The 20293-nt window shown below is 67.6% G+C and carries 18 protein-coding genes; 4 read left to right on the top strand and 14 right to left on the bottom strand.

Annotated elements, in window-relative coordinates; all coding sequences use genetic code 11:
* Window positions 1-75 precede the first annotated feature (75 nt).
* Entirely contained in the window at window positions 76-1665 is a 1590-nt protein-coding gene (locus UCD39_RS11530) for an inorganic phosphate transporter (RefSeq protein WP_330496166.1), read from the top strand.
* 188 nt (window positions 1666-1853) lie between these two features.
* Here the strand turns inward: UCD39_RS11530 and UCD39_RS11525 are convergent, their stop codons facing one another.
* The 6 genes from UCD39_RS11525 to UCD39_RS11500 form a co-directional block, all read right to left on the bottom strand.
* Window positions 1854-2327, bottom strand: coding sequence for a VOC family protein (locus UCD39_RS11525; protein ID WP_330496165.1), 474 nt, complete (start codon window positions 2325-2327; stop codon window positions 1854-1856).
* 96 nt (window positions 2328-2423) lie between these two features.
* The gene (locus UCD39_RS11520) at window positions 2424-5042 is read right to left on the bottom strand and encodes an MMPL family transporter (protein ID WP_330496164.1); all 2619 of its coding nucleotides are present in this window, start codon (window positions 5040-5042) and stop codon (window positions 2424-2426) included.
* Window positions 5043-5122: 80 nt separating this feature from the next.
* Window positions 5123-5641: a hypothetical protein gene (locus UCD39_RS11515; protein WP_330496163.1), complete on the bottom strand. Its 519-nt coding sequence runs from the start codon at window positions 5639-5641 to the stop codon at window positions 5123-5125.
* Window positions 5560-6780: a CopD family protein gene (locus UCD39_RS11510; protein WP_330496162.1), complete on the bottom strand. Its 1221-nt coding sequence runs from the start codon at window positions 6778-6780 to the stop codon at window positions 5560-5562. Before UCD39_RS11510 ends, UCD39_RS11515 begins: the two co-directional genes overlap by 82 nt.
* A gap of 16 nt (window positions 6781-6796) precedes the next feature.
* Window positions 6797-7060 (bottom strand): copper resistance CopC family protein, encoded by a 264-nt coding sequence (locus UCD39_RS11505; RefSeq protein ID WP_330496161.1) that lies wholly within the window; start codon window positions 7058-7060, stop codon window positions 6797-6799.
* Window positions 7057-7206 carry a hypothetical protein gene (locus tag UCD39_RS11500; protein ID WP_330496160.1) on the bottom strand — a complete coding sequence of 50 codons (150 nt, stop codon included), beginning with the start codon at window positions 7204-7206 and terminating at the stop codon, window positions 7057-7059. Before UCD39_RS11500 ends, UCD39_RS11505 begins: the two co-directional genes overlap by 4 nt.
* A 710-nt stretch (window positions 7207-7916) precedes the next feature.
* Between UCD39_RS11500 and ispH the strand changes: the two genes are divergently transcribed.
* Both ispH and hpnH read left to right on the top strand, forming a co-directional pair.
* A complete protein-coding gene (gene ispH / locus UCD39_RS11495) occupies window positions 7917-8837 on the top strand; it encodes a 4-hydroxy-3-methylbut-2-enyl diphosphate reductase (RefSeq protein ID WP_330496159.1) in 921 nt (306 codons plus the stop codon).
* Window positions 8838-8941: 104 nt separating this feature from the next.
* Window positions 8942-10078 carry an adenosyl-hopene transferase HpnH gene (gene hpnH / locus UCD39_RS11490; protein ID WP_330496158.1) on the top strand — a complete coding sequence of 379 codons (1137 nt, stop codon included), beginning with the start codon at window positions 8942-8944 and terminating at the stop codon, window positions 10076-10078.
* On the opposite strand, the gene UCD39_RS11485 is transcribed toward hpnH, so the two are convergent.
* The 7 genes from UCD39_RS11485 to hpnA form a co-directional block, all read right to left on the bottom strand.
* Complete coding sequence (locus UCD39_RS11485) at window positions 10013-10717, bottom strand: phosphorylase family protein (RefSeq protein ID WP_330496157.1); 705 nt, start codon at window positions 10715-10717, stop codon at window positions 10013-10015. The two genes, hpnH and UCD39_RS11485, sit on opposite strands and share 66 nt — an antisense overlap.
* A 136-nt stretch (window positions 10718-10853) precedes the next feature.
* The gene (shc, locus tag UCD39_RS11480) at window positions 10854-12845 is read right to left on the bottom strand and encodes a squalene--hopene cyclase (RefSeq protein ID WP_330496156.1); all 1992 of its coding nucleotides are present in this window, start codon (window positions 12843-12845) and stop codon (window positions 10854-10856) included.
* Window positions 12846-12973: 128 nt separating this feature from the next.
* Window positions 12974-14248 (bottom strand): hydroxysqualene dehydroxylase HpnE, encoded by a 1275-nt coding sequence (gene hpnE / locus UCD39_RS11475; protein WP_330496155.1) that lies wholly within the window; start codon window positions 14246-14248, stop codon window positions 12974-12976.
* On the bottom strand, window positions 14248-15129 hold the full coding sequence (gene hpnD / locus UCD39_RS11470) for a presqualene diphosphate synthase HpnD (RefSeq protein WP_330496154.1): 882 nt from the start codon (window positions 15127-15129) through the stop codon (window positions 14248-14250). Before hpnD ends, hpnE begins: the two co-directional genes overlap by 1 nt.
* Window positions 15126-16001, bottom strand: a complete 876-nt coding sequence (gene hpnC, locus UCD39_RS11465) for a squalene synthase HpnC (protein WP_330496153.1) — start codon at window positions 15999-16001, stop codon at window positions 15126-15128. Before hpnC ends, hpnD begins: the two co-directional genes overlap by 4 nt.
* Entirely contained in the window at window positions 15998-17281 is a 1284-nt protein-coding gene (locus tag UCD39_RS11460; protein WP_330496152.1) for a glycosyltransferase, read from the bottom strand. The genes hpnC and UCD39_RS11460 overlap by 4 nt, the downstream gene beginning before the upstream one ends.
* Window positions 17278-18279: a hopanoid-associated sugar epimerase gene (gene hpnA / locus UCD39_RS11455; RefSeq protein WP_322485873.1), complete on the bottom strand. Its 1002-nt coding sequence runs from the start codon at window positions 18277-18279 to the stop codon at window positions 17278-17280. Before hpnA ends, UCD39_RS11460 begins: the two co-directional genes overlap by 4 nt.
* A gap of 486 nt (window positions 18280-18765) precedes the next feature.
* On the opposite strand from hpnA, the gene UCD39_RS11450 reads away from it, so the two are divergent.
* Complete coding sequence (locus UCD39_RS11450) at window positions 18766-19560, top strand: hypothetical protein (protein WP_330496151.1); 795 nt, start codon at window positions 18766-18768, stop codon at window positions 19558-19560.
* A gap of 64 nt (window positions 19561-19624) precedes the next feature.
* Here UCD39_RS11450 and UCD39_RS11445 read toward each other — a convergent pair whose 3' ends face one another.
* Window positions 19625-20239, bottom strand: a complete 615-nt coding sequence (locus UCD39_RS11445; protein ID WP_330496150.1) for a TetR/AcrR family transcriptional regulator — start codon at window positions 20237-20239, stop codon at window positions 19625-19627.
* Window positions 20240-20293: the final 54 nt, after the last annotated feature.

Here is a 20293-nt window from a genome sequence, read left to right as displayed (position 1 = left end):
GATGGGGCTTGCGACATAAAGTTGTCATGACTCGCGCCTTAGGGTTTCGCACCCGTTTTCAAGAAGGACCGAGCCATGGCCCATACGGACGCCGTGAATTCCCCCATCGCCTCCGCCGGCGGACCGGCCGCCCGTTACGGGACGCTGCTGTTCCTGGCCTTGATGGCCGTGGGCCTGGGCTATATGGCCGTCAACTTGGTCAGCGACCTCAGCGGGGTCGACACCCATTCCGTCCTGCCCTTCTTGCTGCTGGGCGTGGCCTTGCTGATCGCGCTGGGCTTCGAGTTCGTGAACGGCTTCCATGACACGGCCAACGCCGTGGCCACGGTGATCTACACCCACTCCCTGCCGGCCAACGTGGCGGTGGTGTGGTCGGGCCTGTGCAACTTCGCCGGCGTGCTGTTCTCCACCGGGGCGGTGGCCTTCGGCATCGTCTCGCTGCTGCCGGTGGAGCTGATCCTGCAGGTGGGCAGCGACGCCGGCTTCGCCATGGTGTTCTCGCTGCTGATCGCGGCCATCATCTGGAACCTGGGCACCTGGTACCTGGGCCTGCCGTCCTCCAGCTCCCACACCCTGATTGGCTCCATCATCGGCGTCGGCCTGATGAACCAGCTGATGGCGACCTCCGGTACCGCGACCAGCGGCGTCGACTGGGGCCAGGCCACCAAGATCGGCTGGTCGCTGATCCTGTCGCCGCTGGTGGGCTTCATCTGTTCCGCGGCGCTGCTGGTGATCATGCGCACCCTGATCAAGGACAAGAAGCTGTTCACCGCGCCCGAAGGCAAGAAGGCGCCGCCGTCCTGGATTCGCGGCCTGCTGGTCCTCACCTGCTCCGGCGTCAGCTTCGCCCACGGCTCCAATGACGGGCAGAAGGGCATGGGCCTGATCATGCTGATCCTGATCGGCACGGTTCCGACCGCCTACGCCCTGAACCGCGCCGTCACCATTCACGACACCCCCGCCTACATCGCCACCTTCGACCGCGCCAGCGACGTGCTGAGCCATTATGTCAAGGAAACGCCGGCGGACCCGCGCGCGGCGGTGGAAGACTTCGTCCGTACCCGCACCGTCACCGACAGCACCCTGGGCGGCATCCACGACCTGACGGCCAGCATCGCCGACCAGATCCGGGCCTATGGGTCGGTGGACCAGGTGCCGCAGGAAAAGGTCCGCAACGTCCGCAACGACATCTACCTGTCGGCGGAGGCCCTGCGCCTTATCCAGAAGAAGGGCGATCCCGCCATCGCTGCCGCCGACCAGCCGGTGCTGAAGGAGCTGCTGGGCCGCTATGACCACGCTACCCGCTTCATCCCCACCTGGGTGAAGGTGGGCGTGGCCATCGCCCTGGGGCTAGGCACCATGGTGGGCTGGAAGCGCATCGTGGTAACGGTGGGGGAGAAGATCGGCAAGGAACATCTGACCTACGGCCAGGGGGCCTCCGCCGAGCTGGTGGCCATGGCCACCATCGGCGCGGCCGACGCCTTTGGTCTACCGGTCAGCACCACGCACGTCCTGTCGTCCGGCGTGGCCGGCACCATGGCGGCCAATGGCTCCGGCCTGCAGTGGTCCACCGTACGCAACATGGCCATGGCCTGGGTGCTGACCCTGCCGGCCTCCATCGCCCTGGCCGGCGGCCTGTTCTGGCTGTTCCGGCATCTGTTCTGAGGGAGGACGCATCCGCGTCCGCGTCCTCGTCCTCGATTTCCAGTTGGCCTTCGGCTTCCCGGAAATCTCCGGCGCCCGCCGTCGCGGGCTACAGAGGCACGAAACGCAGCTTCGTGCCGCTGGTGAGGGGATGAGCCAGGCATCAGGCGCCGGGGCGGTCCATCTGGGCCGCCCCTTCGCTTTTTGGCTCAGCCCTGGACGGCGCGGCGCAGGGCGCCGATGTCCAGCTTGATCATCTGCTGCATGGCGGCCATGGCGCGGGCGGCGATGACCGGGTCCGGGCTGGTGACCAGGTCGATGAAGCCCCTGGGCACCACCTGCCAGGTGACGCCGAACTTGTCGGTCAACCAACCGCAGGCGTGGGTCTTGCCGCCATCGGCGGTCAGCGCCTCCCAATAGCGGTCGACTTCCGCCTGGTCGGCGCAGTCGATGAGCAAGGAGATGGCCTCGTTGATCTTCCAGTGGGGGCCGCCGTTCAGGGCGATGAAGGGCTTGCCGTCCAGTTCGAAGGCCACGGTCATGACCAGCCCGGCGGGGCGGGGGCCCGCCTCGCCATAATGGCTGATGGTGGTGATACGGGAATTGGGGAAGACGCCGACATAGAAGCGGGCCGCGTCTTCTGCCTGGGTGTCGAACCACAGGAAAGGGGTGATGGTGGGCATGTCCTCGTCCTTCTTCTGGGGAAAGGCGCGGGCTGACCATGCGTCTCTTCCCCAAGGACGGCCAGCGGCCGCCGCCGCCGACATTAAGCCCGTAAATTATTCCGCCGGGGTCTTGGGCGGGCCCAGCAGGGCCGGCAGGAACAGCAGGGCGGTGACCAGGATGCTGGTCAGCGAGAACACCAGCAGTTCGCCCATGCTGGCGGTGCCGGGGTGGTGGCTGGTCCACAGGCTGCCGAAGGCGGTGCCGGTGGTCAGCGCCGACAGGATGGTGGCCCGGGTCAGGCTGGAGGTCAGCGGGTTGGTGAGACCCTGCCGCCAGGCCATGACGTAATAGATGTTGAAGGCGGTGCCGATGCCGAACAACAGCGGCAGGGCGATGATGTTGGCGAAGTTGATGGGCTTGCCCGCCAGGATGGCCGCCGCCAGGGTCAGCAGCGCCGCCAGCGCCAGCGGCGCCAGGGTCTTCAGCACATCGACGACATTCCGCAGGGTGACGGCCAGCAGGATGGTCACCAGGATCACCGCCAGGATGCCCGCCTGCAGGAAGGCGTGGATGATGGTGGCGCTGCTCTCCTGAATGCTGATGGGGGTGCCGGTCGCGTCGGGCGCTATGGTGCGCACCGCCTTCACGAAGCGCTTCAGTACCTGGTTGTCGTTGCTGTCCCCCTTGGGGAAGACGGACACGCGGGCCTGCCCGTCCGCCGCCACCCAATCGCGCTTCAGGTCCTCCGGCAGGTCCTTGAAGGTGACGGGGGTCGCTTGCAGGCTGTCGTTCACCTGGGCCAGCATGGTCTGCAGGCCTGGCTCCACCGCCCGCTGGAAGACGGGCACCACCTTTTCCGCCGGTGCGGCCAGGGCGCCCTCCAGCGCCGCCTTGAAGCGCAGGGCGGAGGCGCCGCCCGGCGTGGCGGCGTCGGGCGCCAGCTTGTCCAGGGCGGCCACGGCGGCGGTCATGGATTGGCGCACATCCTCGATGCTGGGGGCGGGGCGGACCTCGGTCGGCGCCAGGCTGGGCCCGATCAGCATGGCGGCGTCGGAAATGGCCGCCAGCTTGGCGTCCTGGTCGGTGGGGATGTAGTCGTCCAGCGTGATGGCCTGCGCCACCTCCGGCAGCTTGGACAGCTTGTCGGCCAGGGCGCGCGCCTCATCCTCGGACTTGGCCAGCACGTCGATGGTGTTGGGCGTGAACAGCGGGTCCTTCATCAGCTCCAGCACCACGGACACGGCTTCCGTCTTGGGGCTACGCAGGTTCAGCGGGTTGAAGTCGAAGGACAGGCGGGGCAGCAGGGCGGCGCAGGCCACGGCCACCACGGCCGAGGCCGCCAGCACCCAGCGGCGGCGGTGTTGCACCAGGCGATCCAGCGGCGCCAGCGCCTTGTACCCCACCTCCACATGCTCCCCCTTGGGACGCAGCAGCATCAGCAGGGCCGGCAGGAAGGTGACGGACAGCAGGAAGGCGACACCCATGCCCACGCCGGCGATGATGCCCAGCTGCGACACGCCCCGGTAGTCGGTGGGCAGGAAAGCCAGGAAGCCGGCGGCCGTGGCCCCCGCCGCGATGGTCAGCCCCCGGCCCACACCGCGCCCGGCGGCGGTCAGGGCCTCGGCCAAGCCGTCGTGGGCCAAGCGGTCGGCGCGGTAACGGACGGAGAACTGGATGCCGAAATCCACGCCCAGGCCCACGAACAGCACGATGAAGGCGATGGACAGCAGGTTGAACGGGCCGGTGGCGATCAGGCCGAAGGCGGCGGACACGGCCAGGCCAATGACCACGGTGACCAGGATGGCGCCCACGATGCGGAAGGATTTCACCGCCAGCCACAGCAGCACCAGCACGGCGATGCCCGTCAGGGCGCCGTTGAACGCCGCCCCTTCGCCCAGGGTGCCGAACTCCTCATCCGCCATGGGCACCTCGCCCGTCAGGCGGACGCGCACGCCGTTCTCCGGCGTCAGGCCCAACTGCTGGGCGGTGCCGCGGATGGCCGCCGACGCCATGGCGCCGGGTTGCAGGTCGTTGAAGTCCAGCACCGGCTGCACCAGGATGAAGCGGCGCAGTTCCATGGGGTTGGGCGGTTGGCCCGACACCAGGCCACGCCAGTTCAGGGGCACCATGTGGCCCTGCGTCGCCGCCTGCAGCGTGCCCGACAGGGCGTCGAACGGGCGCTGAAGATCCTCCAGCTTGGCCTGGCCATAGCTGACGCCCTGCAGATAGGTGCCCAGGGTGTCCAGCAGGCCGCGCGCCGACGGGTCCGCCGCCAGCGGCCCCAGCAGGGGCTGCGCCTGGATCAGCGACTGCATGGTGGACTGCACCTCCGCCGTGGGCAGCAGCATCAGGCCTTCATGGTCGAAATAGGGGCCGCCGTCGGGGCGGAAGACGTTGCGCACCACGTCGGTGCGTTTGCGCAGCGCCTCGGCCAGCAGGCGGGCACCCCGCTCCGCCAGTTCCGGCGTCACGCCGTCGATGACGATGGCGGTCTGCTGCACCTTCTGCGGATACAGCTTGTCAAAGGCGATCTCACGCTGGCGCCAGGCCAGCTGCGGCGACAGCAGCTTCACGGCGTCGGTGTCGATGGCGAAATGGGTGGCGACATGGAAGCACGCGGCCACCCCCAGGATCAGGCCGGCCAGCAGGGTCAGCTGCCAGCGGCGGCAACAGGCGGCTACCAGTTGGGCCACACGGTCGTTCAGACCCATCGTTCCTCCGGCGCGCACCATGTCCCGAATCCCCTTATCGAACACGCCAAAAGGGCGCCGGTTTCCCGGCGCCCTTTCGTCGTCATGTGCTTATGTAGATATCAGGCTTCGCGGTAGGCCAGCAACAGCAGGCCGACCAGCACGAAGCAGGTGGGCCAAATCCAACCGGCCCAGCGCGCGTCGCGCCCCGTGCCCCGGATCTGCAGCCAGCGGGCCGCACCGGCCGCCACGCCCAGCACCGCCAGGAACAGGTGGCTGAGCTCGATCAGCAGCTGTTCCTTGATGTTGCTGATGGCGTGGTTGTGGGTCAGCAGCAGGTCGCCCCCCACCGTGGTCAGCACGGGGAAGACCAGGGCCAGGGCCTGGTTTTTCCACCGCCCGGTGCGCACGCCCCATTCGAAGATGGTGAAGGCGACGATCAGCACCACGAAGGTGCGGTGTTGCACCACCTCCGGATCACGGAAGCTGTCCCAGAAGCCGACATTGCCCATGGGCCAGGTTTCCGGGTCGGAGCGCAGGAACAGGAAGCCGGCCAGGATCAGGAACAGCAGGGGCCAGTGCTTGGCCCAACGCACGCCCGCCCGTTCCAGCAGCGCGAACACGCCCACCAGCAGGACCACCAGGCCCGCCCAGTGGTGGTTGTATTCCGACCAGGCGATGTCATCGGCGTTGCGGGGGGCAGTTCGCCCGCGCCGGGCACGAAGGCCTGGGGCCGGTTGCTGGCCTGCTGCTCCCGCCATTCCTTGTCCAGCTTCTCTTGCAGGGCCGGAATGGCCAGGCTGTCGTGGCTGGGGCTTTCCAGGCGCGGCGGGATGATCGGGGTCATGCGCTCCACCACCTCCGCCCAGCTGGCGCGGTCGTCCGTGAGGTCGATGGCCGGCGGTTGCGAGGTGATGGACCCGGCCGCCAGCAGGATGGCGATGGCGAAGGCGATCTCCACCTCCACGAAGCGGCGCACGCGGGTCAGGCTTTCGCCCTGGCCGGCGGCGAAGCGGCGGATGGTGCGGAAGTTGCCCAGCCCCAGCAGCAGCAGGATGCCCAGCATGACGCCCTTCGTGGCCGCCATGGCGCCGTAGGCGGTGCCGTAGAAGCCTTGCAGCCCACCGATGAAGCCGATGCTGATGCCGATGGCGCCCAGCACGATCAGGATGACGCCGGTGATGGACATCAGGCTGTAGCGCTGGCCGATGGCGGCCCCCTCGTCGCGCGACTGGGCCTGGCCCAGCGACGACAGGAAGGCCGGCAGCCCGCCCAGCCACAGGCCGGCGCCCAGGATGTGCGAGAAGGTCGCCAGCAGCATCCACACCCGCTCACCCGGCCGCGCGGCCGCATGGCTGGTGGCCAGCGAGGCGACCAGCATCACCAGCGCCAGGGCCGTCAGCACGGCGACGCGCGGACGGGTCATGTGGCCACGGGCCGCCACGACGATGGCGATGGCCGCCAGCGTCTGGACGATGCCGGCCTCGATGAAGAAGGCGCCCGCCACCTCCAGCACCGGCATGTCCAGCGTGCCGGACAGCACCAGCGCGTTCAGCGTCAGCGACGACAAGGTGGCGATGGCGGTGGCGATCCCGCCCCAGCGGGCATAGCGCGCGCCCGCTTCCGCCACCGCCTCGCCGGACAGCTTCAGCTGGGACGCCAGCGGCAGCGCCAGGCAGGTCAGGAACAGCACGCTGCCGAAGGCCATGGTCATGGCCACCAGGTTGATGCCGTTCAGGACGACGGTCAGGTAACCGAAAATATCGACGAGGGTATCCACGAGCGGTAGGTCCCGATTACGGCTGGATCACGGTGAAGGGGATGTCGCCCCGGGTGGTGTGCCCGTCGACGGCCAACACCTGCCAGCGCAGCTTGAAGCTGCCGATGGTGGACAGGGTGACCTGGCCGGTCAGCGTTTCGTCGTCCGGGCTGGTGGTCATGGTCACCGGCACTTCGGTCTTGTCGGCGGCGATGATCATCAGCTTGGACCGGGCACGGTCGATTCGGCTGTTGAAATGCACCTTCAGGATGTTGCCGCCCACGCCCAGCGTGTCGTTCACCTTGGGGTTGCTGTCGATGACGATGGCGTGCGCTTCCGCCGTGGGGGGGCCAGCAGCGGCGCCAGGGCGGCGCCGGCCAGGGCCAGCAGGCCCAGGGCCAGGCGGCGGGCGGCGGGGCGGAAAGCGGGGGGCCGTACGGTCAACACGGGGGGTGTTCTCCTCTGGGAACCACGGAAACGGAAATGGGCCCCGGCGGCCATCCCCGGGGAAAGGGGGGCCATCGGGCCTGGGGTGGAACAGGCCGCTGCCGGGGCCGATCCGCATGTGTCTCGCGACTGTTCTACGGTGTCGGTGCCTGGCGCGACAGGGTCTATGTCAATTTCTTTCGCCATCGTTCCGGCTGCGATGGCGGAGATCAAGCATCATGCACGTCGGGGCAGGGTCCCGTTCAAGGCGGCGATGGTTGCGCCGCACGCGGTGCTTTGTTGCGCCCGCGTCGTCCGGCTGCGTGTCATTACGCGAAATCGATCCGCCGAACTCTGCTTCCGCGCGCTGTTAGGAAGATGTTTGTCATTCTCATCTACTAAAGATGCTGCCCTCAAGGTCTAGGCCACCCGTTGCCGCGATGCCACACATGAAGGGCGGATCACTCAAGCAATTGTGGCGCATTGGCACGTCCTAAATTTTGTGCAAGTCTGGCGTGACCATAGGGCGGTAGCGGATTCGATTGGCACGGGTATCAATCCCCGGTGTTCGATCGGGGCGGGGGGTCGGTTTTACCATCCGTAGCCAATATGGACCTGACGGGCGGTGCCCGGTGGGGGACTGTTGGTATCGCTAACATGTTCAAGTAGGGCGCCTCTGCGGGTCCAATCCGGATGATGGACTTGGGGTTTGCCTTCCAGGGGTTTCCGCAATGCAGGTAGTTCTCGCTCAGCCGCGGGGCTTCTGCGCCGGAGTGGTCCGCGCCATCGACATCGTCGAGCGCGCGCTGGAACGCCACGGCGCACCCGTTTATGTGCGGCATGAGATTGTCCATAACCAGCACGTGGTTGAGAGTTTGCGGGCCAAGGGCGCCCGGTTTGTCGAAGACTTGGCGGAGGTTCCGGCCGGTTCGCTGACCATTTTCAGCGCCCACGGCGTTTCCCAAGTGGTGGAAAGGGAGGCGGAGGCGCGGGAACTGCGCGTCATCGACGCCACCTGCCCGCTGGTGTCCAAGGTGCATATGGAAGGCAAGCGCTATGTCGCGCAGGGACGGACCGTCATCCTGATCGGCCACGCCGGCCATGCCGAGGTGGAAGGCACCCTTGGCCAGATACCGGGCCACACCTATCTGGTGTCCAGCGTCGATGACGTGAACGCCTTGCCCCTGGCGCCGGATACCCCCATCGCCTACGTCACGCAGACGACGCTCAGCGTCGATGACACGCGCTGTGTCATCGGCGCGCTGAAGGGGCGATTCGCCGATATCGTGGGGCCGGAGACCAAGGATATCTGCTACGCCACGCAGAATCGGCAGGCGGCGGTACGCGATTTGGCCAAGGTGGCCGACCTTATTCTAGTGGTTGGGTCGCCAAACAGTTCCAATTCGAACCGCTTGCGGGAAATTGGTGAGGAACTGGGCGTGCCCAGCTACCTTGTCCCTGACGAACACGCTATCAATCCCGCCTGGCTGGTGGGCGTTGGTGTGGTGGGCGTCACTGCCGGTGCGTCGGCGCCGGAAGTACTGGTGGATGGTGTGGTCGCGGCGCTGCGGCGCTTGGCCCCCATTGATTTGTCGACATTGCCGGGCATCGTGGAAGAGGTTCAATTCCGCCTGCCTGAAACGCTGGCCTGACGCGCACGCCCGTTGGTGGTCTTTTGGCCGCCAATTCGGTAGAGAAAATGTTTCAACCCGCGCCGCTGCGGTTAAGGGCGCTGGGGTTCAAGGAGATTGAAGGCATGGGTATTCCGCTGCATCAGGTCGTCCGTATCGGCTCGTATCTTCTCAAGAAGCGGCTGACGGGCGTGAAGCGCTATCCCTTGGTCCTCATGCTGGAGCCGCTGTTCCGGTGCAACCTGGCCTGTGCCGGCTGCGGAAAGATCGACTACCCGGACGAAATCCTGAACCAGCGCCTGCCGCTGGAGGATTGCCTGTCGGCGGTGGACGAGTGCGGCGCGCCCGTGGTGGTGATCGCCGGCGGTGAGCCGCTGCTGCACAAAGAAATCGACCAGATGGTCGAAGGCATCATCGCCAAGAAGAAGTACGCCATCCTCTGCACCAACGCGCTGCTGATGGAAAAGAAGCTGGACCTGTTCAAGCCCAGCCCGTACTTCACCTGGTCGGTGCACTTGGACGGTGACCGCGAGGCTCACGACAAGTCGGTCTGCCAGAAGGGTACCTATGACCGCGCCGTCGCGGCCATCAAGGCGGCCAAGGATCGCGGCTTCCGCGTCAGCATCAACTGCACCTTCTTCAACGACGCCGATCCGGAGCGCGTGGCCCGTTTCTTCGACAGCGTCATGGAAATGGGCGTGGAAGGCATCACCGTCTCGCCGGGCTATGCCTACGAGCGCGCGCCCGACCAGCAGCATTTCCTGAACCGCACGGCGACCAAGAACCTGTTCCGCGAGATCTTCAAGCGCGGCAATGGTGGCAAGAACTGGCGCTTCAACCAGTCCACCATGTTCCTGGACTTCCTGGCCGGCAACCAGGAATACCACTGCACCCCGTGGGGCAACCCCTGCCGCACCTACTTCGGCTGGCAGCGTCCCTGCTACCTCCTCGGCGAAGGCTATGCCAAGACCTTCAAGGAGCTGATGGAGGATACGGACTGGGACAAGTACGGCACCGGCAACTATGAGAAGTGCGCCGACTGCATGGTCCATTGCGGCTATGAGGCGACCGCCGTCACCGACACCCTGACCAACCCGCTGAAGGCCGCCTGGGTTGGCCTGCGCGGCGTGAAGACCACCGGCGACATGGCCCCGGAAATCAGCCTGGCCAACCAGCGCCCGGCCGAGTTCGTCTTCTCACGCCATGTCGAGAAGGCGCTGGCTGACATCCGCGCGCGCGACGCCAGCAAAGCCGCAGAGTAAGGCCTTAAACGCCGCCTCGGAATCACGGGCCAGCCGCAGCAGCTGCGGAATCTGGCCCGGCTGACGCCATAGGGACGCTAGGATCCGGAAAGGGTCCGGCGTCCCGTTGCGTTTCAGGGGTGCCGTTGCCGCCGGCGGCAGGGTCATGTGGGCCGGATCGCACACGGCGCGCAGCACCGCCACCGGCACGCCGAAGCGGGCCCCAACCCGGGCCGCGATCTGGGATTCGGTGTCGACCACCGCCGCCCCCGTGTCCGCGAACAGGGCCTGCTTGCCGGCCACCGTGTTGATGATGCGCTCCTGCCCCGCCACCGGCGCCACCATGGCGTGGGGCAGGGCGTCGGCCAGACCCGACGTCCAGGCCGCGTCGGGCAGGAAGTCGCCGCCATCGGTGACGATGCGGTTGGCGATGACCAGGGTGCCGGGCATCAGGCCCGGCTGCAGACCGCCGGCCAAGCCAAAGCTCAGGAAAGCGCAAGCGCCGGGAGCATGGGCCGTCAGCTCCCGCTCCGTCCGCTCAAGGTCGCCGGCGCTGACCAGCGGCAGCCAGCCCCGTGCCTGGGCGATGTCCGCCTCACGCTTCAACCCGGTGACGACGATGATGGGGCGCGCCATGACGCGCCGCTGAGCCTGACCCATGACCACTTTCCCGAACGCCCAAGCAAAACGCCTGGCAAACAAAACGCCTGGAAGGCTGACCTTCCAGGCGTCTTTATTACCCGCAGTCGCGGCGATTTACAGTTTTAAAAAGGGCCTTTTACAGGCGACCTTTTCGTCACAGCCCGACGCTGACCAGCTTGGTGTTGCTGTTGGACAGGTTGCGGTAGCGCGCCATGGCCCACAGCGGGAAGTATTTCGAGTAGCCGTGGTAGCGCAGGTAGAAGATGCGGGGGAAGCCGCCGCCGCTGTAATACTCTTCCTTCCACAGCCCGTCCTCGCCCTGGTTGCGCGTCAGCCAGTCGATGCCGCGCGCCACGGCCGGGTGCTCCACGGCGCCGGCCGCCATCATCCCCAGCAGGGCCCAGGCCGTCTGCGAGGCGGTGGAGGGGAAGGGCTGGTAGCCGCTGTAATCTAAGGCGTAGCTCTCGCAATCCTCGCCCCAGCCGCCATCTGGGTTCTGGATCTGCACCAGCCAGTCCACCGCGCGCCTCATGGCCGGATGGTCCGGGGACAGGCCGGCGGCGTTCAGGCCGTTCAGCGCCGACCAGGTGCCGTAGATATAGTTCACGCCCCAGCGGCCGAACCAGCTGCCGTCCTTCTCCTGCTCCTTCAGCAGGTAGTCGACGCCTTCCCGCATGGCCTTGCCGTCCTTGTCGGCGCCCAGCTGGGCCATCATGCCCAGGCAGCGGCCGGTGACGTCGGAGGTCGGCGGGTCCAGCAGGGCGCCGTGGTCGGAGAAGGGGATGTAGTTCAGGTAATAATGGGTGTTGTCGGCATCGAAGGCGCCCCAGCCGCCGTTGCGGCTTTGCAGGCCTTCCACCCATTCCGCGCCGCGGGCCACCGTCATGTCGTAGTCCGCGGGCAGGCCGGCGGCAGCCAGCTTGGGCTGGGCGCGATTGAATGCCATCACCACCACGGCGGTGTCGTCCAAGTCGGGGTAGTGGTCATTGCCGTATTGGAAGGCCCAGCCGCCGGGGCGGACATCCGGGCGCTGATCCGCCCAGTCGCCCTTCACGTCCAGAACCTGTTCCCCCTTCAGCCATTCAAGGGCCTGGCCGGTGCGCGCCAGCGCCTCATCCGTGCCCACCTCCAGCAGGGCGTGGCACAGCAGGCTGGTGTCCCAGACGGGGCTGACGCAGGGCTGGCAGAAGGCCTCGTCCCGCGCCTCGTCGATGACCAGCAGCTTCTCGATGGCATAGCGCGCGGTGGCGACCTCGGGATGCTTGGGCGACCAGCCCAGCAGGTCGAACATCATGACGGTGTTGGCCATGGCGGGATAGATGGCGCCCAGGCCATCCTCGCCGTTCAGGCGCTCCCGCACGAAGGCCACGGCCTTCTCGATGGCCTTGTCCCGGCTCTTCTTGGGGAAATAGGGTTGGACCACGCGCAGCACGCGGTCGATGACGCCGAAGATTTCGCCCCACGGCTTCTTGACGTGCGGCGCCTTGGGCCAGGATTTGACCTGGTCTGCGGGCACCAGGAACAGTTCGTCGATGCGCAGGTTGCGCGGATTCTTGGCCTTGGACTTGAGCGCCATCAGGATCAGCAGCGGCACGATGACGGTGCGCGCCCAATAGCTGATCTTGGTCAGGTGGAAGGGGAACCACTTCGGCAGCAGCATGATTTCCACCGGCATCACCGGGACGGCGGTCCACGGCACGGCGCCGAACTGGGCCAGCATGATGCGGGTGAAGACGTTGCTGGCGGCGGCCCCGCCGTTGTCGCGGATGGCCTGGCGGGCGCGGGCCATGTGCGGCGCGTCGATGTCGTCGCCGATGGCCTTCAACGCGAAGTAGGCCTTCACGCTGGCGCTGATGTTGAAGGCGCCGTTGTGGAACAGCGGCCAGCCGCCATGGATGCCCTGGATGCGGCGCAGGTAGTTGCCGATGCGGCGCGCGATTTCCGGTTCCGGTTCCTCACCCAGGTGATGCTTCAACAGGATGTATTCGGCGGGGATGGTGGCGTCGGCCTCCAGGTCGAAAACCCAGTGGCCGTCCGCCGCCTGGCGGTCCATCAGGACGCGGGCGGCGCGGTCGATCGACCGTTGCAGCACCCCTTCGCTGACACGGGCCGCGCCGGCACCGGTGCCGACGAAATCGGCTTCCATACGAACATCCATGACCAAGCGACCTCTGCGTAACGCGACTTAACTCAAAACGGGATGATTCAGTAAACGCCAAGTCGGGCTGTGCGCTGGCGCACACCCCTGGCTCATGCCTGAAATGCTCAGGCAACTCACCGTGCGGTCAGGATCGCATCCGCAGCGGTGAATCCCGAACGTATGGCGCCTTCTATGGTTGATGGCAACCCGGTAGCGGTCCAATCCCCTGCCAGTGCAAGGTTTTTTCCGGCGGCCGTTGCATTCGGGCGACGCTTTGCCTGTTCTGGCAGTGCGGCAAAGGTGGCCCGCTTCTCCTTCACCACCTGCCAGGGCGGCAAAGATGTCGCAGGGGCGAGGCCGGCCAAGGCCGAGATCTCGCCCCAGATGGTGCGGGCCGTCTCCTCCCGGTCCGACTCCATCAGGCGATCGGCGCCACTCACGGTCACCGACACATGGTCATCGTAGGCGAAGGCCCATTCGCCCACGGTGTTGATCATGCCCGTCATCCGGGGCATGCCCGCCGGCCGGTCCAGCCGGAAATGAACGTTCAGGATGGAGCGGTGTTCCGTTGGCGTCGTCAGGCCCGGCAGCAGGTCGGCCGCCACCCAAGCCGGCACTGCCAAAACCACCCGGTCGTCAGGCGCCAGCTCAATCGTTTCGGTTCCGAAATCAAGCGCCGTGACCGTTTGATCAACGCGGGTAAGGGCGCGCAGGCGACGGCGCCAGACGATCTCCGCGCCATTGCGCGCCAGCCAGTCCAGGGCCGGGTCGACGAAGACCGGCGACAGACCGCCACTGGCCAGCAGTGGCTGATAGGCCGCACCGCCTTGGGCCAGGGTTTCGCGGATGATGGCGCCGGCCAAGCCGGCAGCCGATTGCTCCGGCTCGGTGTTCAGGGCGGCCAGCAGCACGGGGCGGAAGAAGGTGTCCCAGGCGGTACCCGAGCAGGCCAGCACCTCGCCGATGGGGGCCAGTGGATCGGCCCGCATCAGCTTCAGGCCCGCCAGGTAATCAACCGCCTTGGTGCCGGGCACCCGGCGCGAGGGAACCAGGGCCCACCACGGCAGCTTGCCGTCGTTGGGACGTACCTGCCAGCGCCGGCCGGTGGCGCCATCCCAGAACCGGTATTCCACCTTCTCCAGCGCTGGCTCCTGACCGGGGGCGTGGGTGGCGCGCAGGTAGGCCATGGCGGCGTGGTTGCCGCTGACTAGCAGGTGGCTGCCGTTGTCGATGCGGATGCCTAAGTTGGGTTCGTCATACGAGCGGCAGCGGCCACCGGCCTGGGCCGCCGCCTCATACAGGCGCACGCGGCGCCCCGCCTGGGTCAGGCGCACGGCCGCGGCCAAGCCTGCGAGGCCGGCGCCGATGACGTGGACGGTCGGCCCGGGAGAAGAAACGGGGATGGTCATCAGAACAGGAAAGCCTTCAGCACGATCCACAGCAGATGCGGCTTGGCGATGCGCACCTTGGGGCGTTCACCGGCCCAACCGCGCACGAGCAGGCGGTCCAGATACACCTTGTACACGTCACGCATCAGGCGCGGGGCCCGGGCGGCCCGGCGGGGGGCGGCCGCCAGCAGGCGGTCGGCCTCGCGGAAATGCTCGGCGGCGCGCACCGCCAGGTCGCGGGCCACACCGTCGATGCGTGGGTCGGCCACCACTGTGGCGGGGTCGGTGGCGGTGATGCCGTGCTGGCGCAGCAACTCGGCCGGCAGGTACAGCCGGTTGATGCTCGCGTCCTCATCCACGTCGCGCAGCACGTTGGTCAACTGCAGGGCGCGGCCCAGGTGGTGGGACAGGGCGACGCCGCTGTCCTCCGGCATGCCGAAGACGCGCACGGACAGGCGCCCGACGGCGCTGGCCACCCGGTCGCAGTACAGGTCCAGGGTCGCCATGTCCGGCGCCTGGATGTCGGCGTCCAGGTCCATCTGCATGCCGTCGATGACCGCGATGAAATCCTCGTGCCGCAGGCCGAAGCGCAGCGTCGCGGCCTGCAGGCCGGCCAGCTTGGCGGGGCCCTGGCCCTCGCACACGGCGGCGATGTCACGCCGCCACAGGTCCAGGGCCTCGCGCCGCGCCGCCTTGGTGGCGGCTATGGTCGGGTCGTCGCCATCGGCGATGTCGTCCACCGCCCGGCAGAAGGCGTAGATGTGGAACATGGCGTCGCGTTCCGCCGGCGGCAGGACGCGCATGGCGGTGTAGAACGAGCTGCCGCTGGCGGATTTGGCGGCGGTTTCGTTCTGGCCCGGAAGGTTGGGATTGGTTTCGGGCATCTCGGCGGCCACGCTCATGGCTTTTTCCCCACCGGCACCGCGCGGGTGCCGCCGCTCAGCCGCTGCCACAAGGTGGACAGGGTGGCGCGTGCGGCGATGCACAGCGTTTCCATCTTGCTCAGATGCACCCGGTCGGACAAGGGATCGCGGATCAGCAGCAGGCGCACCAGGCGGCGGGCCAGGCGCTGGATGATCGCCACCTCGATGGCCAGGCGCAGGTCGGCCACTTGGCTGGCCAGCGGTTCCGCCTGGTCCAGCAGGGCGTCGGTGCGCTTCGCCAGGTGGCGGATGATGTCCAGCAGGGCCGGCGGCGCCTGCGGTTCCAGCAGCACGTCGGGGGTCAGGTCACCGGCGATGAGCAGGGGCAAGGGGATGTAGACGCGGTCCAGCGCCTTCTTGTCCTTGCCGCAGTCCTGCAGGTGGTTGATGACCTGCAAGGCGGCGCAGAGCGCGTCCGACGCTGGCCAAGTGTCGCGGCTCTCGCCATGCACATCCAGGACATAGCGGCCCACCGGCATGGCGGAATACCGGCAATAATCCATCAAATCGTCCCAGTCGGTATAGCGCAGCTGGGTGACGTCGCGGCGGAAGGCGATCAGCAGATCCTGGGCATGCTGGTCGGACAGGCCGCGCTGCCGCAGCACCTCGCGCAGGGCCACGGCCTCGGGCTCGTTCTCTCGCTCGCCACGCAGGCTGGCGCCCATGGCGTCCAGCAGCTTCAGCTTCATGTCCGGCGCCAGCACGGGGCTGTCCGACACATCGTCGGCCACCCGGGCGAAGGCGTAATAGGCCATGACGGGCGCGCGCGCGTCCCGGCGGATGATCAGCGAGGCGACGGGGAAGTTCTCGTCCTTGTGGCCCTTGCCGGTGCGGTGGTTGGCTGCCGTCATGGGGCGGGGTTTCCGTTCTGTCCTGCGCTCTGCCCGCCCGTACCGGGCTGGGCCGCCGCTACCGGGGCGGACTGTACATGTTGGGCTTGGGCGCGCCCCTTCCACATGCCGCCACGGCCCATCCAGTGCTGAACCGCGCTGTCCACGGTCCACACGGTATAGACGATGCCGATCAGCGGCAAGGTGACGGCCCGCATAGGCGACAGGCGATAGAACGCCTGGATGGGGGCGAAGCTGGCCAGCATCAGACCCACCGCGAGCGCGCCGAAGATGCCCGCCGCCTCGCGGTCGAACAAGGCCAACAGCACCGGCGCCACATAGGTCAGCAGCATGCCCAGCACGGTGCCCGCCAGCAGCACCGGGGAATAGTTCAACTGCGCGTAGGCGCTGCGGATGACCATGCGGCGGATGTCGTCCACCTTGTCATAGGCCCGCAGGCTGACGGCCCGGTCGCTGAGGCCCAGCCAGATGGACCCCTGGGTCTTCAGGCGACGGCCCAGGGCGCAATCGTCGATCAGGGCGTCGCGGATGCTGTCGATGCCGCCGGCGCGCGCCAACGCCTGGCGGTCCACCAGCATGCAGCCGCCGGCGGCGGCCGCGACGGTGGAGCCGCTGTCGTTCACCCGGCCAAAGGGGTACAGCATCTGGAAGAAATAGATGAAGGCCGGGATGAAGGCCCTCTCCGCCCAGCTTTGGCAGCGCAGCTTGGCCATCAGGCTGACCAGCACGCGGTTTTCCGTCTGGGCGCGCGTGACCAGGCGGGTCAGCGTGTCGGGGGCGTAGGCGATGTCGGCGTCGGTCAGCCACAGATAGTCGGGCGGGAAGTCGCCTTCCTGGGCATGGGCGATTCCTTGGCGCACCGCCCACAGCTTGCCCGTCCAGCCGGGCGCCAGCTCCGCCCCCGTCAGGACGGTGAGCGTGGCGGTGGAACCGGACGTTTCCGCCGCATGGCGGGCCAACTCCGCGGTGCCGTCGTCGCTGCCGTCATCGACCAGGATGATGCTCAGGTGACCCGGATAGTCCTGGGCTCCCAGGGAGGCGATGACCTGGGCGATGCCGTCGGCCTCGTTACGGGCCGGGATGACGGCGGTGACGGAGGGCCAGCCGCCCTCCAGCCCGCCATGGCTTGTCGTGGGGCCGCTGGGCAGCTGCCCCGGCTTGTTGGCTGGCGCCAGCGCCATGTCGTCGCGCTCCAGCCCCAGCCAGAACAGGCCCCGGGCGAAGACCAGGACCACCCAAACCGCCAGGCTGATGACGCCGATGAGGAAGATCAGGCTCATGCAAGATACCCCGCGGTCTTGAACCAGGTGAGGGCGTCGGCCAGGGCCTCGCCATAGGGACGGGCGGTATAGCCCAGCTCGGCCTCGGCCTTGGCCGAGGAAAAGAACATGCGGTACTTGGACATGCGCAGGCCGTCCACGGTCACGAACGGTTCCCGCTTGGTGATCTTGGCCACGGCCTCCGCCACCACGGCGATGGGCAGGATCAGGCCACGCGGCACCGCCACGGTGGGCGGCTTGCGGCCCACCAGGCGTGCGATGTCCGCCAGCATTTGCTGCAGGGAGACGTCCTGTCCGCCCAGGATGTAGCGCTCGCCCACCCGGCCCTTCTCAAAGGCCAGCAAATGGCCTTCCGCCACGTCGTCCACATGCACCAGGTTCAGGCCGGTGTCGACGAAGGCCGGCATCTTGCCGGTCGCGGCCTCCACGATGATGCGGCCGGTGGGGGTGGGGCGCAGGTCGCGGGGGCCGATGGGGGTGGACGGGTTGACGATGACGGCGGGCAGGCCATCCTTCGCCACCATGTCCAGCACGGCCTGTTCCGCCAGGATCTTGCTGCGCTTGTAGGCGCCGATGGCGGCGTCCGGCGCCATCACCGCGCGCTCGTCCACCGCCACGCCATCGGTGCGCGGGGCCAACACGGCGACGCTGCTGGTGTAGACGACCCGTCGCAAACGATGTTCCAGCGCAAGTTCCATGATGGCGCGGGTGCCGCGCAGGTTGTTCTGAACGATCTCTTCCGGGTTGGGGGCCCACAGGCGGTAATCGGCCGCCACATGCAGCAGCGCATCCGCCCCCGCCATCCCACGCGCCAGGCTGGCGCGGTCGTTCAGGTCGCCTTCCACCACCCGCACATCCAGCCCGGCCAGGTTGGTGGGCGGGGTGGCCGGCCGCTTAAGGACCGTGACGTCATGGCCCCGGGCCAGGGCCACACGGGCCACGGCCGCGCCGACGAATCCCGTCGCCCCGGTGATGAACAGTCGCTGCTTGTCGGCCATTGGCCTTCCGGTCCCCTATCACGCCCCGATCGGCGCCCATCGAACGGCGCGGACCATATCACTTCCGCGGTGCGGAGTGAAAAGGGTTGGGCGCAGGCGCCCTGCGGATGGCTGGCCTGCTGCGGCGCGTATGCCACAGGGGTGCCCCGCTTCCGCAAGGCCCGCCCCCGGTCAGTCTTGCAAGTATTTAATGGTATATTAACGATTGGAGAGGCCGGAGTTTGGGTCGTATTTTATGTATATGTTGCGCCGCACACAGGTTGTTGACCGTACTCTGGCCGATGATCCCGCTAAAAGGTCATCTGACCGTAGGGTTATACGGGTTCAATACTGATTGACCTCCCGATCAGGATGCTCTCTGCTCATGAGTGTAGGAGAGGCTGGCGGTGTCACTCGGATGCCGTTGGTTGAATTTCCAGCAAGCGAGGTGGGTTGTCCCGGGGCGTTAGGCCCTGCGGGGCGTGAACGATCCGGGGGATTTGAGAAATGCGCCTGAAGGTCCAGTTGTTGTTGCCCGTCATTGGTATCGCCGCGCTGGGCGGTGTCCTTGTGTCCGCCGGCCAGATGAGTCAAGACCGGACAGCGCGGGTAGCCCTTTCCTTGGACCAGGCGCGCACCGCGCTGGTACAGGCCGCCGACGTGCGGGCCCTCAGCCGCGCGGTTCAGCGCGACGCCCTGAACACCCTGCTGGAGCCGGGGGCGGATCGCGGCGCCTTTGTGCAGCGCGCCTCGTCGCGGCTGACGGAAATGGCCGGCTTGCTCACCGCCCTGCGCGACCACGCCGCCGACGCGCCGTTCCTGGTGCCCCAGGCCCAGGCGCTGACCGAGATGACCGGCCTGGTGACGGCGGTGCGGACGGGTGATGAGACCGACGCCCTGGCGCGGCTGCGTATCCGGGTGGGCCCGGCGGACGCCCAGGCCGACACCTTGGCCCAATCCTTCATCACCGCGCGCGGCCAGGAAATGGACGGCTTGGCGGCGGACGCCGGTCGCCTGCGGGCGCAGGCTGACCGTCTGGCGGCCTGGGACGCGGTGCTGGGCATGACGGGCGCCTTGATGGCGGGCGCCCTGTTCCTGCTGCTGTTGCTGCGCCGCCCGCTGGCGCGCTGGATCGGGGCCGGCAATGACGATTTGCGCGCGGTCCTGGCCGCGGCGGATCGGGGTGATGAACTGGGCGATTGGGCCCGCGCCCTGGTGGCATTGCGCAACCAGGCGGCGGAGCGGGGGCGGCGTCCCGCCCGCGATGCCGTGGCCCCTGCCCACAAGGCGCTGGCGGCCTGATAGCCCTTTACATGGCACGATAAAGGGGCGCGGATGTCCGTCGAGTCCGCGCCCCTTTATTTTTTCACGCCTTGCGGTCGCACAGCGGTCGGGGCAGGGCCCCCTCCAGCAACTGGGTGATGTGCCGGTCCATCCAGCCCGCTTCGTCCAGCGGGCTGAAGCGAATCAGCAGGCGGGTATAGAGCGCGCCGTACATGGCCTCGACCAGCGTTTCGACATGTAGGTCGCCGCGGAACTCGCCATTGCTTTTGCCCCGCTCGATGATGTCGCGCAGGCGCTGGCGCCGCGGCTCCACCACCTTTTCATGATAGACTTTCAGGGTCGCGGGGTCGTTTTGCCCGGCCAGCACGATGCTGGCCACCACCCGGCCGGTGGCGCCGGCGAAGCTGCGGGCGATGCCTTGCAGCATGGTGCGCAGGTCGGCCACCGCCGACGATGTGCTGGGGGTGGGCACCGTCAGCTCCGCATGGGCCAGCAGCGCTTCCATGGCCAGGGCCCCCTTGCCTGGCCACCAGCGGTAAATTGTCGTCTTCGCCGTGCCGGAACGGGCGGCCACCCCCTCGATGGTGAACCGTTCCAGACCGTTTTCCTCCAGCAATTGGAAGGCGGCGTCCAGGATGGCGTCCCGCGCCTGGTCTGATCGGGGCCGCCCTGGCCCCCGCATGGCTTTATCCGTCACCCTCTCTCCTCGCTCTCACTATGAAGCCCCGGTTATTAAGCCGACCCCTTGTTG

The sequence above is a fragment of the Nitrospirillum karajorum genome (assembly GCF_036348415.1).
GTDB classification, from domain to species: Bacteria; Pseudomonadota; Alphaproteobacteria; order Azospirillales; family Azospirillaceae; genus Nitrospirillum; species Nitrospirillum amazonense_B.
This window is presented reverse-complemented; position numbering and strand designations above follow the sequence as displayed.

What these genes read in the sequence shown, in the direction of transcription:
- UCD39_RS11530 (WP_330496166.1), top strand. Translation starts at nt 76, where the DNA reads ATGGCCCATACGGACGCCGTGAATTCCCCCATCGCCTCCGCCGGCGGA.
- UCD39_RS11525 (WP_330496165.1), bottom strand. Translation starts at nt 2,327, where the DNA reads ATGCCCACCATCACCCCTTTCCTGTGGTTCGACACCCAGGCAGAAGAC.
- UCD39_RS11520 (WP_330496164.1), bottom strand. Translation starts at nt 5,042, where the DNA reads ATGGTGCGCGCCGGAGGAACGATGGGTCTGAACGACCGTGTGGCCCAA.
- ispH (WP_330496159.1), top strand. Translation starts at nt 7,917, where the DNA reads ATGCAGGTAGTTCTCGCTCAGCCGCGGGGCTTCTGCGCCGGAGTGGTC.
- hpnH (WP_330496158.1), top strand. Translation starts at nt 8,942, where the DNA reads ATGGGTATTCCGCTGCATCAGGTCGTCCGTATCGGCTCGTATCTTCTC.
- UCD39_RS11485 (WP_330496157.1), bottom strand. Translation starts at nt 10,717, where the DNA reads ATGGGTCAGGCTCAGCGGCGCGTCATGGCGCGCCCCATCATCGTCGTC.
- shc (WP_330496156.1), bottom strand. Translation starts at nt 12,845, where the DNA reads ATGGAAGCCGATTTCGTCGGCACCGGTGCCGGCGCGGCCCGTGTCAGC.
- hpnE (WP_330496155.1), bottom strand. Translation starts at nt 14,248, where the DNA reads ATGACCATCCCCGTTTCTTCTCCCGGGCCGACCGTCCACGTCATCGGC.
- hpnD (WP_330496154.1), bottom strand. Translation starts at nt 15,129, where the DNA reads ATGAGCGTGGCCGCCGAGATGCCCGAAACCAATCCCAACCTTCCGGGC.
- hpnC (WP_330496153.1), bottom strand. Translation starts at nt 16,001, where the DNA reads ATGACGGCAGCCAACCACCGCACCGGCAAGGGCCACAAGGACGAGAAC.
- UCD39_RS11460 (WP_330496152.1), bottom strand. Translation starts at nt 17,281, where the DNA reads ATGAGCCTGATCTTCCTCATCGGCGTCATCAGCCTGGCGGTTTGGGTG.
- hpnA (WP_322485873.1), bottom strand. Translation starts at nt 18,279, where the DNA reads ATGGCCGACAAGCAGCGACTGTTCATCACCGGGGCGACGGGATTCGTC.
- UCD39_RS11450 (WP_330496151.1), top strand. Translation starts at nt 18,766, where the DNA reads ATGCGCCTGAAGGTCCAGTTGTTGTTGCCCGTCATTGGTATCGCCGCG.